This window comes from Methylobacterium sp. HJ2, from assembly GCF_056431005.1.
Genome location: NZ_JBWJYM010000001.1, coordinates 458,135 through 473,273 on the forward strand (window position 1 = coordinate 458,135; position 15,139 = coordinate 473,273).

The 15,139-nt window shown below is 70.4% G+C and carries 16 protein-coding genes; 11 read left to right on the forward strand and 5 right to left on the reverse strand.

The window, feature by feature from the left end; all coding sequences use genetic code 11:
• Positions 1–72: 72 nt before the first annotated feature.
• From ACS5RC_RS02155 to ACS5RC_RS02190, 8 genes are all read left to right on the forward strand, one after another.
• Complete coding sequence (locus ACS5RC_RS02155) at positions 73–933, forward strand: NADP-dependent methylenetetrahydromethanopterin/methylenetetrahydrofolate dehydrogenase (protein WP_478342173.1); 861 nt, start codon at positions 73–75, stop codon at positions 931–933.
• A gap of 10 nt (positions 934–943) precedes the next feature.
• A complete protein-coding gene (gene fchA / locus ACS5RC_RS02160; RefSeq protein WP_478342174.1) occupies positions 944–1,570 on the forward strand; it encodes a methenyltetrahydrofolate cyclohydrolase in 627 nt (208 codons plus the stop codon).
• A gap of 229 nt (positions 1,571–1,799) precedes the next feature.
• Entirely contained in the window at positions 1,800–2,990 is a 1,191-nt protein-coding gene (locus tag ACS5RC_RS02165; RefSeq protein ID WP_478342175.1) for a malate--CoA ligase subunit beta, read from the forward strand.
• Positions 2,991–3,013: 23 nt separating this feature from the next.
• Positions 3,014–3,904, forward strand: a complete 891-nt coding sequence (gene sucD / locus ACS5RC_RS02170; protein WP_478342176.1) for a succinate--CoA ligase subunit alpha — start codon at positions 3,014–3,016, stop codon at positions 3,902–3,904.
• 95 nt (positions 3,905–3,999) lie between these two features.
• Positions 4,000–6,765 (forward strand): phosphoenolpyruvate carboxylase, encoded by a 2,766-nt coding sequence (locus ACS5RC_RS02175; protein ID WP_478342177.1) that lies wholly within the window; start codon positions 4,000–4,002, stop codon positions 6,763–6,765.
• A gap of 228 nt (positions 6,766–6,993) precedes the next feature.
• Positions 6,994–7,968, forward strand: a complete 975-nt coding sequence (locus ACS5RC_RS02180; RefSeq protein ID WP_478342178.1) for an HpcH/HpaI aldolase/citrate lyase family protein — start codon at positions 6,994–6,996, stop codon at positions 7,966–7,968.
• 156 nt (positions 7,969–8,124) lie between these two features.
• Entirely contained in the window at positions 8,125–8,559 is a 435-nt protein-coding gene (locus tag ACS5RC_RS02185; protein WP_478342179.1) for a GlcG/HbpS family heme-binding protein, read from the forward strand.
• 95 nt (positions 8,560–8,654) lie between these two features.
• Positions 8,655–8,831 carry a hypothetical protein gene (locus tag ACS5RC_RS02190; RefSeq protein WP_478342180.1) on the forward strand — a complete coding sequence of 59 codons (177 nt, stop codon included), beginning with the start codon at positions 8,655–8,657 and terminating at the stop codon, positions 8,829–8,831.
• A gap of 271 nt (positions 8,832–9,102) precedes the next feature.
• Here the strand turns inward: ACS5RC_RS02190 and ACS5RC_RS02195 are convergent, their stop codons facing one another.
• Positions 9,103–9,513: a hypothetical protein gene (locus ACS5RC_RS02195; RefSeq protein WP_478342181.1), complete on the reverse strand. Its 411-nt coding sequence runs from the start codon at positions 9,511–9,513 to the stop codon at positions 9,103–9,105.
• Positions 9,514–9,728: 215 nt separating this feature from the next.
• Here ACS5RC_RS02195 and ACS5RC_RS02200 point away from each other — a divergent pair, with 215 nt between their 5' ends.
• Entirely contained in the window at positions 9,729–9,902 is a 174-nt protein-coding gene (locus tag ACS5RC_RS02200; protein ID WP_478342182.1) for a hypothetical protein, read from the forward strand.
• A gap of 6 nt (positions 9,903–9,908) precedes the next feature.
• Here the strand turns inward: ACS5RC_RS02200 and ACS5RC_RS02205 are convergent, their stop codons facing one another.
• Together ACS5RC_RS02205 and ACS5RC_RS02210 are read right to left on the reverse strand one after the other, a co-directional pair.
• Positions 9,909–10,772, reverse strand: coding sequence for a formate/nitrite transporter family protein (locus ACS5RC_RS02205; RefSeq protein ID WP_478342183.1), 864 nt, complete (start codon positions 10,770–10,772; stop codon positions 9,909–9,911).
• Positions 10,773–10,828: 56 nt separating this feature from the next.
• Positions 10,829–11,569, reverse strand: a complete 741-nt coding sequence (locus tag ACS5RC_RS02210; protein ID WP_478342184.1) for a competence/damage-inducible protein A — start codon at positions 11,567–11,569, stop codon at positions 10,829–10,831.
• 109 nt (positions 11,570–11,678) lie between these two features.
• On the opposite strand from ACS5RC_RS02210, the gene sfsA reads away from it, so the two are divergent.
• The gene (sfsA, locus tag ACS5RC_RS02215; protein WP_478342185.1) at positions 11,679–12,395 is read left to right on the forward strand and encodes a DNA/RNA nuclease SfsA; all 717 of its coding nucleotides are present in this window, start codon (positions 11,679–11,681) and stop codon (positions 12,393–12,395) included.
• A gap of 53 nt (positions 12,396–12,448) precedes the next feature.
• Here sfsA and ACS5RC_RS02220 read toward each other — a convergent pair whose 3' ends face one another.
• A complete protein-coding gene (locus ACS5RC_RS02220) occupies positions 12,449–13,282 on the reverse strand; it encodes an FkbM family methyltransferase (RefSeq protein WP_478342186.1) in 834 nt (277 codons plus the stop codon).
• A 113-nt stretch (positions 13,283–13,395) separates the two neighbouring features.
• On the opposite strand from ACS5RC_RS02220, the gene ACS5RC_RS02225 reads away from it, so the two are divergent.
• The gene (locus ACS5RC_RS02225; RefSeq protein ID WP_478342187.1) at positions 13,396–14,160 is read left to right on the forward strand and encodes an alpha/beta fold hydrolase; all 765 of its coding nucleotides are present in this window, start codon (positions 13,396–13,398) and stop codon (positions 14,158–14,160) included.
• A gap of 12 nt (positions 14,161–14,172) precedes the next feature.
• Here ACS5RC_RS02225 and ACS5RC_RS02230 read toward each other — a convergent pair whose 3' ends face one another.
• On the reverse strand, positions 14,173–15,102 hold the full coding sequence (locus ACS5RC_RS02230; protein ID WP_478342188.1) for a LysR family transcriptional regulator: 930 nt from the start codon (positions 15,100–15,102) through the stop codon (positions 14,173–14,175).
• Positions 15,103–15,139 lie beyond the last annotated feature (37 nt).

The following is a 15,139-nucleotide window of genomic DNA, read 5'->3' on the forward strand; positions in this document are numbered from 1 at the left end:
CCATCACAGCCGGAACCGCGCCGCGCGCGGGCAAGCAACACCGCGCCACGGCGCGACAAGGGATTGGAAACGATGAAGAAGCTGCTGTTCCTGTTCGATACCGACGCGGTGCCGAGCGTGTTCGACACGGTCGTCGGCTACGACGGCGGCGCCGATCACATCACCGGCTACGGCAACGTCACGCCGGAGAACGTCGGCGCGCTCGTCGACGGCACGATCTACACCCGCGGCGGCTCCGAGAAGAAGTCGACGGCGATCTTCGTCGGCGGCGGCAGCATGGCGGCGGGCGAGGCGGTGCTGGCCGCGGTCAAGAAGCGCTTCTTCGGTCCCTTCCGCGTCTCGACCATGCTCGATTCGAACGGCTCCAACACCACCGCCGCGGCCGGCGTGGCGCTGGTGGCCAAGGCCGCGGGCTCCCTCGAGGGCAAGAAGGCCGTGGTGCTCGCCGGCACCGGCCCGGTCGGCATGCGCTCGGCCGCGCTGCTCGCCCGCGAGGGCGCCCAGGTGACCCTGTGCGGTCGCTCGATGGACAAGGCGCAGGCCGCGGCCGACGCCATCAACAAGCGCTTCAAGGTCGAGATCCAGGCGGCCGAGACCCCGGATGCCGGCTCGCGTGCCCGGATCGTCAAGGGCCAGAACCTCGTGTTCTCGGCCGGCGCGATCGGCCTGGAGCTCCTCCCGGAGGACGCCTGGAAGGACGAGGCCTCGATCGAGTTCCTGGCCGATTACAACGCCCAGCCCCCGCTCGGCTTCGGCGGCATCGAGGCCATGGACAAGGGCAAGGACCGGCACGGCAAGAAGGTCTTCGGCGCCCTCGGCATCGGCGGCCTGAAGCTCAAGCTCCACCGCGCCTGCGTCGGCCAGCTCTTCGACAACACCGAGCAGGTGCTCGATGCCGAGGAGATCTACGCGCTCGCCAAGAAGATGGCCTGAGGAGACGTCCATGGCCGAGCACGACACGATCGCGACGTTTCTCGACGGGCTGGCCTCCTCCAGCCCGACGCCGGGCGGCGGCGGGGCCGCCGCGATCTCGGGGGCGATGGGTGCGGCCCTGGTCTCGATGGTCTGCAACCTGACGATCGGCAAGAAGAAGTACGTCGAGGTCGAGGCCGACCTCAAGGACGTGCTCGCCAAGTCCGAGGGGCTGCGTGTCGCCCTCACCGGCATGATCGCCGAGGACGTCGCGGCCTTCGACGCGGTGATGGGCGCCTACGGCCTGCCCAAGGCCAGCGACGACGAGAAGGCGGCCCGCGCCGAGGCGATCCAGGCGGCGCTCAGGACGGCCACCGACGTGCCGCTCGCCTGCTGCCGGGCCTGCCGCGCGGTGATCGACCTCGCGGCGATCGCGGCCGACAAGGGCAATCTCAACGTGATCAGCGACGCGGGCGTCGCGGTGCTCTCGGCCTATGCGGGTCTGCGCAGCGCCGCGCTCAACGTCTACATCAACGCCAAGGGCCTCGACGACCGCGAATTCGCCGACGAGCGGCTGGAGGAACTTGAAGGGTTGCTGTCCGACGCCGCGGCACTGAACGAACGGGTCTACGAGGTGGTCAAGGCGAAAGTCGTCTGATCGCCGGCGCAAGATCAGGCCCCCGATCCGACGGATCGGGGGCCGTTTTGTTTCAAGATCTTCTCTGCTCACCGGGGCTATCTTGCGGTGCAGCATTGAATACAGGCGCCATCCGCGTTGCCTTCAAGGTGAACTCAATGCGCGCGTGAAAAAATTTGACCTCTCCGGGTGCTCCCATGAAACAAAACTTGGGCGTACACCCTGTTCAAGAACACAGGAGGAGGCGCGAATGGACGTCCACGAGTACCAGGCCAAGGAGCTTCTCGCGAGCTTCGGCGTCGCGGTCCCGAAGGGCGCGGTGGCCTTCAGCCCGGATCAGGCGGTCTACGCGGCAACCGAACTCGGCGGCTCGTTCTGGGCGGTGAAGGCCCAGATCCATGCGGGCGCCCGCGGCAAGGCCGGCGGGATCAAGCTCTGCCGCACCTACAACGAGGTGCGCGACGCCTCCCGCGAATTGCTCGGCAAGCGCCTCGTCACCCTCCAGACCGGCCCCGAGGGCAAGCCGGTCCAGCGCGTCTATGTCGAGACCGCCGACCCGTTCGAGCGCGAGCTCTATCTCGGCTACGTCCTCGACCGGAAGGCCGAGCGCGTGCGCGTCATCGCCTCGCAGCGCGGCGGCATGGACATCGAGGAGATCGCCGCGATCGAGCCGGAGGCGCTGATCCAGGTGGTGGTCGAGCCGGCGGTGGGCCTGCAGCAGTTCCAGGCCCGCGAGATCGCCTTCCAGCTCGGGCTCAACATCAAGCAGGTCTCGGCCGCGGTGAAGACCATCATGAACGCCTACCGGGCGTTCCGCGACTGCGACGGCACGATGCTGGAGATCAACCCGCTCGTCGTCACCAAGGACGACCGCGTGCTGGCGCTCGACGCCAAGATGTCCTTCGACGACAACGCCATGTTCCGCCGCCGCAACATCGCGGACATGCACGATCCCTCGCAGAGCGACCCGCGCGAGGCCCAGGCCGCCGAGCACAACCTCAGCTACATCGGGCTCGAGGGGGAGATCGGCTGCATCGTCAACGGCGCCGGCCTCGCCATGGCCACCATGGACATGATCAAGCACGCGGGCGGCGAGCCGGCGAACTTCCTCGACGTCGGCGGCGGCGCGAGCCCCGAGCGCGTCGCCACGGCCTTCCGGCTCGTCCTGTCGGACAAGAACGTCAAGGCGATCCTCGTCAACATCTTCGCGGGCATCAACCGCTGCGACTGGGTCGCAGAGGGCGTGATCAAGGCGGCCCGCGAGGTGAAGATCGAGGTGCCGCTGGTGGTGCGGCTCGCCGGCACGAACGAGGAGGCCGGCCGCAAGATCCTCGCCGAGAGCGGCCTCGACCTCATCACCGCCGACACCCTGTCGGAGGCCGCCCGCAAGGCCGTCGAGGCCTGCGACGCGGCCAAGGCCCGCGCCACCGCCAACCGCTGAACGATCGGGAGGGAGATCACCCCATGAGCATTCTCATCGACGAGAAGACCCCGATCATCGTCCAGGGCATCACGGGCGACAAGGGCACGTTCCACGCGCGTGAGATGCTGGAATACGGCTCGAACGTCGTCGGCGGCGTCACCCCCGGCAAGGGCGGGCGCTCGCATCTCGGCCTGCCGGTGTTCAACACCGTCAAGGAGGCGGTGGAGGCCACGGGCGCCACCACGTCGATCACCTTCGTGGCCCCGCCCTTCGCCGCGGACGCCATCATGGAGGGCGCCGATGCCGGGCTGAAGCTCGTCTGCTCCATTACCGACGGCATCCCGGCCCAGGACATGATGCGGGTGAAGCGCTACCTGATGCGCTACCCCAAGGACCGCCGCACCCTGGTGGTGGGCCCGAACTGCGCCGGCATCATCTCGCCCGGCAAGTCGATGCTCGGCATCATGCCCGGCCACATCTACCTGAAGGGCAACGTCGGGGTGATCTCGCGCTCCGGCACCCTCGGCTACGAGGCCGCCGCGCAGATGAAGGCGCTCGGCATCGGCATCTCGACCTCGGTCGGCATCGGCGGCGACCCGATCAACGGCTCCTCGTTCCTCGACCATCTCGCCCTGTTCGAGAAGGATCCGGACACCCAGGCGGTGCTGATGATCGGCGAGATCGGCGGCCCGCAGGAGGCCGAGGCCTCGGCCTGGATCCGCGAGAACATGTCGAAGCCCGTGATCGGCTTCGTGGCCGGCCTCACCGCCCCGAAGGGGCGCCGCATGGGGCACGCCGGCGCCATCATCTCGGCCACCGGCGACAGCGCCGCCGAGAAGGCCGAGATCATGCGCTCCTACGGCCTCACCGTGGCGCCCGATCCGGGATCCTTCGGAGAGACGGTGGCGCAGGTGATGAAGCGCGCGGCCTGAGCGGCCGCCACGCCCTCCTCCCCGTCGGGAGGAGGGCCCGCAGCGGCGCGACCCGTCGCCCGCTCACGAGAAAACCCCTCAAGGAGGTCGCCCCGATGCCCGCCACGCTCCATGCGGTGCCCGCGGCCGTGACAGAGGCCGCCTTCGCGCCCCCGGTGATCACCGGGACCTCCGCGAAGGAACCGCTCGACATCCTGTTCCACGCCCTGCTCGACGTGGCGCGCCGCCACGAGCCCGAGCTCGAGGCGGTGCTGCACGGCACCGCCGACATCTCGCGCTTCACGCCCGAGATGCTGGCCCGCGCCCTGCAGGTGCAGGGGATCTGGTTCCAGCTCATCTCGATCGCCGAGCAGAACGCGGCCATGCGCCGACGGCGCCAGATCGAGCGCTGCGACGGGCGCGAGGCGCTCGGCGGCTCCTTCGCCAAGGTGCTGTCGGAGGCCGCCCGCAGCGGCATCAAGGCGCCCCAGATCCAGGCCCTGCTCAAGGACCTGCGCATCCGCCCGACGATCACGGCGCATCCCACCGAAGGCAAGCGCGTCACCGTGCTGGAGAAGTTCCGCCGGATCTACCTCGTGCTGCGCGAATTGGAGATGCCGCGCTGGACCGAGCGCGAGCGCAACGGCCTGATGAACGAGCTGCGTGCACAGATCGAGCTGGTCTGGATGACCGGTGAGCTGCACCTCGAGAAGCCCACCGTCGAGCGCGAGGTCGCCTGGGGGCTGCACTTCTTCGACGAGACGCTGTTCGAGATGCTGCCCGAGGTGATGTATTCGCTGGAGGAGGCGCTGGCGCGCCACTATCCCGACGAGACCTTCGAGGTGCCGCCCTTCTTCCAGTTCGGCTCCTGGATCGGCGGCGATCGCGACGGCAACCCCTACGTCACCGCGAGCGTCACCCGCGAAACCCTGAAGCGCAACGCGCTGGCCTCGCTCTGCCGCTACCGCGACGGCCTGCTGCATCTCGGGCGCATGCTCTCGCTGACCGAGCGCGCGCTGCCGGTGCCCGAGGCCTTCCGGCAGGAGCTCGCCCGCCAGCTCGCCGAGAGCAACGACGCCCGGGCGATCACCGGCCGCAACCCCGGCGAGGCCTATCGCCAGTTCCTGACCTGCGTGCTGCGCAAGCTCGAGGCCACCATCGAGCGCAATTCTGGCGGCCGCCCGGCCGGGCCGGACTATCCGAGCGCGGACGGGCTCATCAACGACCTGCGTGTGCTGGAGAAGGGCCTCGCCGACGCCAAGTGCACGGGGCTCGCCACCGACCTCGTGCGCCCGGTGCGCCGGATGGTCGAGATCTTCCGCTTCTCGACGGTCCGCCTCGACCTGCGCGAGAACACCACCCGCACCACCGAGACCCTGCGGGCGCTGTGGGCGCAGCAATTCGGCGGCCGGCCCGCGCCCGAGCCCGATTCCCCGGCCTGGCGCGACTGGCTGCTCTCGGAACTCGCCACCCCGCGCAACCCCGACCGCAGCTTCGACGACCTGCCGGACGCCGCCCGCGAGACGCTGGCCACCTTCGCGCTGGTGGGCGAGATGCGGGACTCCCTCGACCGCGAGGCCTTCGGCGCCTTCGTGCTGTCGATGACGCGCTCCGTCGAGGACGTGCTCGGCGCCTACCTGCTGGCCAAGGAGGCCGGCCTCTACCTCGACACGGCGGGCACCGAGATCTGCCCCCTGCCGATCGTGCCGCTGTTCGAGACCATCGACGACCTGCGCGCCGCGCCGGCCATCATGAAGGAGTTGCTCGCCACCCCGGTGGTGCGCCGGTCCACCCGCTGGCAGGGCGGCGTCCAGGAGGTGATGATCGGCTACTCGGATTCGAACAAGGACGGCGGCTTCGTCGCCTCGAACTGGGAGCTCTACAAGGCGCAGGCCCGGCTCACCGCGCTCGGGCGCGACATGGGCGTGCCGATCGCCTTCTTCCACGGGCGCGGCGGCTCGGTCAGCCGCGGCGGGGTGCCGACGCATCGGGGCATCGCGGCCCAGCCGCCGGGCTCGATCAACGGGCGCTTCCGCATCACCGAGCAGGGCGAGGTGGTCTCGTTCAAATACGCCAACCGGGGCACGGCCGCGTACCAGATGGAGCTGCTCGCGGCCTCGGTGTTCGAGCACGCGCTCACGAGCGAGCGCAGCATCGGCCGCAACGGCGCCGCCCGGCTCGGGGCCGACGACGCGCTGGAGGCTCTGTCGGGCGCCTCCCGGGCGGCCTACGTCAACCTGCTGCAGACGCCCGGCCTGGTCGACTACTTCCAGGCCGCGAGCCCCCTCGACGAGATCGCGCTGCTCAATATCGGCTCGCGGCCGGCCCGCCGCTTCGGCGCGCGCTCGCTGGGCGACCTGCGGGCGATCCCCTGGGTCTTCGCGTGGTCGCAGAACCGGCACGTCGTCACCGGCTGGTACGGGGTGGGGTCCGGCATCCGCAGCTTCCTCGACGTGCGGGGCGCCGAGGGCGAGGCGCAGTTGCGGCGCCTGTTCGAGGAATCGCGCGTCCTGCGCCTCGTCCTCGACGAGGTCGAGAAGACGCTGCTGATGGTCGATCTCGGCATCGCCCGGGATTACGCCGGGCTCGTCGCCGACGCGGAGATCCGCGACCGCATCTTCGGGATGGTGGAGGCCGAGTACGCGTTGACCCGCGAGATGGTGCTGCGGGTGAGCGGCGGCAGCGAGCTGGCCGAGCGCTTCCCCCTGTTCCGCGACCGTCTGCAGGGCCGCCTGCCGACGATCAATCAAGTGAGCCGCGAGCAGGTCGAGCTGCTGCGCCGCTTCCGCCAGGAGAGCGACGACGACCGCCGCGAGGCTGTGAAGTCGGCGCTGCTCCTCTCGATCAACTGCATCGCCGTGGGCTTCGGCGCGACGGGCTGAGACGGAGGCGCCCGCCCTGTCGCGCGGGCCGCCGGACTCCATGTTGTACCCGGATGCCCGGACGCTCTAAGCGGGTTTCGCACAGGTGGTCCCCGGTTTTGCGAGAAGAACCTGCGCCGCATCGGGAGCCTCGCTCGACGACGCATCGGCTCGCCGACGCAGAGACGGCCTAGCCGCGCGCAAGCCGGGCGGCGTCGGAACGCTTTCATCAGGAGAGAGACACAGATCATGAGCTTCACCCTCATCCAGCAGGCCAAGCCCCGCCTGCACCGCTCCGAACTCGCGGTGCCGGGCTCGAACCCGACCTTCATGGAGAAGTCGGCCACCTCGGCCGCGGACGTGATCTTCCTCGACCTCGAGGACGCGGTCGCCCCCGACGACAAGGAGCAGGCCCGCAAGAACATCATCCAGGCCCTGAACGAGATCGATTGGGGCACCAAGACCATGATGATCCGCATCAACGGTCTCGACACCCACTACATGTACCGCGATGTCGTGGACATCGTGGAGGCTTGTCCGCGCCTCGACATGATCCTGATCCCCAAGGTCGGCGTGCCGGCCGACGTCTACGCTATCGACGTGCTCGTCACGCAGATCGAGCAGGCCAAGAAGCGCGAGAAGAAGCTCGGCTTCGAGGTGCTGATCGAGACCGCGCTCGGCATGGCCAATGTCGAGGCGATCGCCACCTCCTCCAAGCGCCTGGAGGCGATGTCCTTCGGCGTGGCCGACTACGCCGCCTCCTGCCGCACCCGCTCGACCGTGATCGGCGGCGTCAACCCCGACTATTCCGTGCTCACCGACAAGGACGAGGCCGGCAAGCGCGAGACGCACTGGCAGGACCCGTGGCTGTTCGCTCAGCAGCGCATGCTGGTGGCCTGCCGCGCCTATGGCCTGCGCCCGATCGACGGCCCGTTCGGCGACTTCTCGGATCAGGACGGCTACCTCTCGGCCGCCCGCCGCTGTGCCGCCGCCGGCTACGAGGGCAAGTGGGCGATCCATCCCTCGCAGATCGAGCTCGCCAACGAGGTGTTCACGCCCTCCGAGAAGGAGGTCGAGAAGGCCCGCCGCATCCTCGTGGCCATGGACGAGGCCGCCAAGGCCGGCCGCGGCGCGGTGGCCCTCGACGGCCGCCTCATCGACATCGCCTCGATCCGCATGGCCGAGGCGCTGATCGAGAAGGCCGACGCGATGTCGGGTAAGTAAGGCCGGCGCCATCGGTCGCGGAGACGGCCGCCGGACGGGATCCGGCGGCCGTTTCTTTTTGGCGGCACCGGTGCGAGGCCGGCGCCGTTTCTACCGGGGCGCGCCAATGCCGCGCCCGACACCCGGCGCCGGTCGGCGCCCAAACCGGAGAGTTTCATGCACGTCACGATCGATCAGGCCGAGACCGCGATCCGTGCGGCCCGCGACAAGGCCGTCGAACTCGGCACACAGATGTGCATCGCCGTGGTCGATTCCGGCGGAAACCTGAAGGCGTTCTACCGGATGGACGATGCCTGGGTCGGCTCCATCGACATCGCGCAGAAGAAGGCCAAGACGGCGGTGTTCTTCGGCATGAAGACCGGCCAGATCGGGCAGCTCTCCCAGCCCGGCGGCTCGCTCTACGGCATCGAGCACTCGAACGACGGTCTCATCACCTTCCCGGGCGGCATCCCGATCGTCGACGCGGAGGGCGTGATGTCGGGCGCGATCGGCGTCAGCGGCTCGACGGTGGAGAACGACGAGACCGTGGCCGAGGCAGGCGCCCGCGCGGTCGGCCAGACCGAACTCCCGGCCCATCCCTGGCGCACGTGAGCGGGATCCGGTTTCCGGCGTCTCCGACAACCGACGGTTAAGGCTACCCCCGTATCACCGGATCACTGCCGGCCACCGATCGGGGAGCACGACCGATGAACCGTGAACAACTCGCCGATGCCCTGCGCCGCCTCGTGGCGACCCAGGTCGAGGATATCGAGCGGGCCGTGAAGGACGGTCACAAGACCATCGCGCTCAACGAGCTGGCGGACCTGAACCGCCAGCTCAAGGCCTTCGCGGCGGCCCTGAAGAAGGCGCCCGTTCGCGCCTGAGCCGAGCGGCCTTGCGCCGGCGGGCCGACGCTTCCTCCGCGCGCCGACCTGTCCGACGGAGTGGGGGCGGTTCGGCGACGGGAGGCGCGGCACAGCAAGGGGCTGGAGCCGTGCCCTGTCGCGGAGCGATCGGGACCGGCTCCAGAGCGTTGCTGGCGCCGGTTTTCATCGCGCAACCGGCGCCTACCTTCGCCAACCCGCTTCCGTCAAGCGAACCCGGATACGGCGCGGGCCCCGCTTCCCGAAGAAGCGGGGCCCGTCCGAGTCCGGCCTACCAGCGCGGCCCGTCCCAGTGCCTGTACGGGATGTCCGCGGGCGGGCGCGGCCCGTCGAAATCCGGCCTGCCGAAATCCGATCCCTCGAAGCGCGGCCCGCCGAAATGCCGCTGCGGCGGCCCGCGGTCGTCCGGCTCGTCGCAGACGCGGACGCGTCGGATCACCGGTTCGCCGTCGGCGTCGAAGCGGCGCTTCACGAAGACCCGGCAGGATTCCGGCGCCGGTACGAAGCGGGGACCGGCGCTGAAGCGGGGCGCGCGCAGCACCGGCTCCGGCGGCGGGCGATGCTCGTAGCCCTCGGCCTCGTCGGGGCGGGGCGGGTAGGGGCCGTCGAAATCGGCGGCCTGCGCCGTCGCGGCTGTGAGCACCAGGGCGACGAGCCCTGCAACGCGAATCCTGTTCGACACGGGGTGTCATCCTCTCGAGCCATCGATGGCGGGATCCTGCGCCGTGATGGCTGAACGGCCGCGAAAGGCGGTTGTCCACAACCGTTCATGCAACGGCCCCGCGAGCCTTGACCGAACCGGTTCGACCGTGGCGTGTTCTTGTTATGTTCACGCATGGATTCGCGATGCCTCCGCGCCCGACGACGCCGTCCCCCGCTCCGTCCGTCGACACGATCATGGCTGCCTATCTGGCGGCGGCGGAGGGCGATGCCGTGCTGGCGATGCGCCGGGTCATCAGCGACGCGCTGACCGACCTCTGCGAGGCCGAACGGCGCACGCTGCGACGCGACCGCCTGATCTCCCGAGGCTACGTGCGCGGCGGCCTGGAGCAGGACGCGGAGGGCGGGTGAGCGGCCTCAATCCGGCTCCGTGCCCTCGACCTCCCGCGTCTCCTCCACCTCGGGCGCCACTTGGCCGAAATTCAGCACCGCCACCAGGGTGACGCCGCCGAAGACGTTGCCGATCAGCGTCGGCAGGAAGAAGCGCCAGAGATAGTCGCCCATCGTGGCCGCGCCCGTGACCACGAGGTAGAAGGCCTCGACCGAGCCCGCCACCACGTGCGCGAGGCCGCAGAGGGCAACGAGCCACGTCATCAGGATGATGACGAGGGTGGCCGCCGTGCCGGTCGCAGGCAGGATCCAGACCATCAAGGCGATGATCCAGCCGGCGAAGACCGCCTTCACCATCGTGGCGCCGAACCCGAACGCTATGGTGGTGTGGCTGATCTCGGCGAAGGCCGCCTGAACCTCCGGCGGGAAGGCGCCCGAATGGGCGATCGTCGCGGCGATGGCCGCGGTCGCCAGGATGTTGCCGGCGAGCACGATGCCCCAGAGCCGCAGGACCCGCCACGCGGTCTTCGCCGTGCGGTCGTGCAGCAGGGGCAGGACCGGGGTGATGGTGTTTTCGGTGAACAATTGCTGGCGCCCGAGCACCACCACGAGGAAACCCACGGCGTAGCCCATGGTGGTGATGACCTTCGTCCAGTCCCCGCTGGGCAGGTGCGCCGAGAGCACGCCCGGCACGATCAGCGACAGGGCGATGCTCAGGCCCGCCGCGAAGGCCGACAGGAACAGGGCGCCCCCATGGCGGCGCAACTCCTCGTTGCCGTTGGCGCGGATGACCTCGTGCAGCACGTAGGCGTCGGGCCGGCTGATCGACGAGACGGTCTCCTCGCGCTCGGTGCGTTTGGCGCGCTGCTCGCCCGTCTCGTCCCCGTTCATGCCGCTCCCTGAATCTGCCGGTCTCGCTCGGACAACCTCCGACGCGCGGTTCGGTCTCAGCCCGCGAGGCGGGCGAGGAGCGCCTCGATCTCGGACCGGGCGCGCGCCAGGGCCTCGGTGTCCTTGCCCCGGACCACGATGCGGTTCTCGAAGCCGTTCTGGGTCATCGACGGGTAGGAGCCGACCGAGAGCTCCGGGTAGCGCGCGGCGATCTCGCCCAGGGCCGTCGCGTAATTGCCCTCCGGCACGCCGTGGGCGGCGACCGTCTCGGACAGGACCGGGGCGCCGCGGGCGAGCCCCGGCCCGACCGCGTCCAGCATCGCCTGCATGATCGCCGGCACGCCCGCCATGACGAAGACGTTGCCGATGCGGAAGCCCGGCGCCTTCGAGATCGGGTTCGGGATCAGGTCGGCCCCGTCCGGGATCCGGGCCATGCGCAGGCGCGCCGCGTTCAGATCCTCGGGCTTGTGGCGCTCCAGCAGCATCGCCTTGGCGCGCGGGTCGACGTCGATGCCGACGCCGAAGGCCTCGGCGACGCAATCGGCCGTGATGTCGTCGTGGGTCGGCCCGATGCCCCCGGTGGTGAACAGGTAGGTGTAGCGGGCGCGCAGCGCGTTGACCGCCTCGACGATCGCCGCGGCGACGTCGGGCACGATGCGGACCTCGCGCAGGTCGATGCCGCTCGCGGTGAGATACTCGGCGATGGTGCCGATGTTCTTGTCCTTCGTGCGGCCGGACAGGATCTCGTCGCCGATCACGAGGATCGCGGCGGTGACGGCGGTGGAATCGGTGGTCATGAGGGTCCGGGCCTGTGCGTGTTCCCCCGCAGATAGCGCGCGCAGTGCGGTCCGACCAAGCGGCGCGGCCGTCTTCCCCGCCGGCGGGACATTCCGTAAGGGCCGGCGCATGGATTTTCCCGCCCCGCTCCTCGAAGGCCGGTTGCTGCAGCGCTACAAGCGCTTCCTCGCCGACGTCGAACGCCCCGACGGCAGCCGCATCACCGCCCATTGTGCCAACCCGGGCGCGATGCTGGGGCTCGCCGTGCCGGGAAGCCCGGTGCTGCTCTCGGTCTCCGACAACCCGGCGCGCAAGCTCCGCCATTCCTGGGAACTGGTGGAGGCGGACCTGCCCGGCGGCCCGCAATGGGTCGGCATCAACACGATGCGGCCGAACGCCCTCGTGGCCGAGGCGTTTCGCGCCGGCCGGCTCGCCCCGCTCGCCGGCTACGCGACCCTGCGGCCCGAGGTCCGCTACGGCGCCGCGAGCCGCGTCGACTTCGTGGCGGAGGCCGAGGGCCAGGGGCCCTGCCACGTCGAGGTCAAGAACTGCCACCTGATGCGCCGTCCCGGCCTCGCCGAGTTCCCCGACTGCAAGGCGGCGCGCAGCGCCCGCCACATGCGCGAGCTCGCCGGCATCGTGCGGGCCGGCGGCCGGGCGATGGTGATCGTGGTGGTGCAGATGCGGGCCGAGGCCTTCGACGTCGCCCGCGATCTCGATCCCGCCTTCGATCAGGCCTTTCGCGAGGCCCGGCAGGCCGGCGTCGAGGCCTACGCCTATCGCTGCCGGGTCGGGCCCGCGGGCGTCACGATCGCCGAGGCGATTCCGGTGGTCGCGCCGGTCTGACGCATTCCGCATCGTCTCGCGGCGACCCGGGCGCCCCTTCGGCGGGCGTAGACCTAATCCGCGTCGCGCCGGAAGATCAGGTTCAGCCGGGTGCGCGTCAGCTCGCGGTAGCCGTGGCCGGCCAGGAGCTTGGGCAGGTCGAGCTGCCACTGGTCGGTGCCGTTCTCGGCCACGATCATTCGGGGCAGCAGCGCGGGCGGGGCTTGGCTCAGGAACGGTTCGAGGATGAGATCCTCGGCCCCCTCCACGTCGAGCTTCAGCGCGTCGATCCGGGTCAGGCCCTCACCCCGCACGAGGCCGAGCAGGGTCACCGCGGGCACGCGGATCTGGGCGCCCTCGTTGGTGCCCACGATCTTGAGGCTCGATTCGCCGCGATTGCGCGGATCGACGAACAGCGTCAGTTCGCCCGCCTTGTCGGCCACCGCGCAGGCCACCGCCTTCACCGTGTGGAAGGCGTTCTGGGCGATGTTGTAGCTCAGCCGGTCGAACACGTCGGGCTGCGGCTCCACCGCGACGATGCGGGCGGTCGGGCCCGCGAAGGCCGCCACGAACAGCGTGTAGGCGCCGATATTCGCCCCGATGTCGATGAAGACGCAGCCCGGCTCGAGATGCTCGCGCAGCACCGCGCGCTCCTCCGGATCGAAGAATTGCGGCGTGAACAGCACCTTCTTCTCGCAATTGTTGTTGTAGGGGTGCAGCCGCATCCGCGCCCCGAAGCGCTCGACGTCGAGGGGCTTGCCGCCGAGCAGCGAGATCGCGATCCGGCGCAGGAACAGGGCGAGGCGCCGCCCCGTCCACGAGCCGGCCGGGATGCGTGCGGTCCGCCGGGCGATCGCGGCCACGAGGCCGGCCGGGGCGTAGGTGCCGAAGGGCGCTATGTCTTTCATCGCGCGGCGTGATGACAGCCGAACCCGTCCGCGGCAAGCGGCCCCGCATTGCCCCGGCGGCCCGCGCCGTTCTAAGCGGGGCGCACGGGACCACCGGCGCGGGTTTTTCCAAGATGCAGAGCTTCGATTCGGACGGCGTGCGAATCGCCTATATCGACGAGCCGGCGGTCGGCGGCAGCGGCGCGCCGATCCTCCTGATCCACGGCTTCGCCTCGAACCACGCGGTCAACTGGGTCAACACCCTCTGGGTCCGCACGCTGACGCGCGCCGGCTACCGCACCATCGCGCTCGACAATCGCGGCCACGGCGAGAGCGAGAAGCTCTACGATCCGGCGCTCTACAGCTCGGAGCACATGGCCGGCGATGCCCTGCGGCTCCTCGATCATCTCGGCATCGCGCGGGCCGACGTGATGGGCTACTCGATGGGCGCCCGCATCAGCGCCTTCCTCGCCCTCGACCATCCGGGCCGGGTGCGCTCGCTGATGATCGGCGGGCTCGGGCTCCATCTCGTCGAGGGGCGGGGCCTGCCCGAGGGCATCGCCGAGGCGCTCGAGGCGCCCCGCGGCGCGCCCGCCCCGAATCCCACGGCCGCGGCCTTCCGCACCTTCGCCGAGCAGACCCGCAGCGATCTGCGGGCGCTCGCCGCCTGCATGCGCGGCTCGCGCCAGACCCTGTCGCGCGCCGAGGTCTCGCAGATCGAGACGCCCACCCTCGTCTCGGTCGGCACCCTGGACACGGTGGCGGGCTCCGGGCCCGGTCTCGCCGCCCTGCTGCCGGACGCCCGCGCCCTCGAGATCCCGGGTCGCGACCACAGCACGGCGGTCGGCTCCAAGGAGCACAAGGACGGCGTTCTGGCCTTCCTGGCGGCGCAACCCTGACGGGGCGAGCGATCACGCCTCCGCGGGTTCCGCTTCCTCGGCATGCGCGCGCAGGTGGTCGATGAAGGCCCGGAGCGCCGGCGCCATCTGGCGCTGGCGCGGGAAGCAGAGGTGATAGCCCGGGAACGGGGCCGACCAGCGCTCGAGCAGCGGCACGAGCCGGCCGGCGGAGACGAAGGGGCGCGCCGTCCTCTCCACCGTGAACGCGATGCCGACGCCGGAGAGCGCCGCGCGCAGGGCGAGACCCTTGCTGCTCACGATCAGCGGTCCCTCCACGGCGACTTCGAACCAGCGCCCGTCCTCGTAGAACTCCCAATCGTAGGGCGTGCTGCGGCCGGGCCAGCGCCAGCGGATGCAGCGATGGCCGAGAAGATCCCGCGGCGTGTCCGGGCGGCCGTGCCGGGCGAGGTAATCCGGGGCGGCCACCGCGATCTGGCGGAGGTCCGGGCCGAGGCGCACGGCCACCATGTCCTGCGCGATCACCTCGCCGATGCGGAGCGCCGCGTCGAAGCCGCGTGCCACCACGTCCACCACCGCGTCGTCCAGGGTGACGTCGAGAATTACCTCGGGATAGCGCGCGTGGAACGCGGCGAGCGCCGGTTCGAGGTAGAGCCGTCCGGCCGCCCGTGAGGCGTGGATTCGCACCGTGCCGGACGGCTGCTCGCGGTAGCGGCTGACCTGCCCCACCGCCATTCCGAGTTCGGCCAGGACGGGGCGTACGCGCCGAAGCAGGTTCTCGCCCGCGTCCGAGAGCGCGACGCTGCGCGTCGTCCGGTTGAGCAGGCGGATCCCCACCCGGTCCTCGAAGGCCCGGATGGTCTGGCTGAGCGCCGAGGGCGAGACGCCGAGGGCCTCGGCGGCCCGGCTGAAGCTGAGCGCCTCCGCCACCGCCACGAAGGCGCGCAGATGGGCGAAGTCGCTGCCGGTGATGATCGGATCCATGCCGCGCAGCGGATCATCATGAAGCTGAACTTACAAG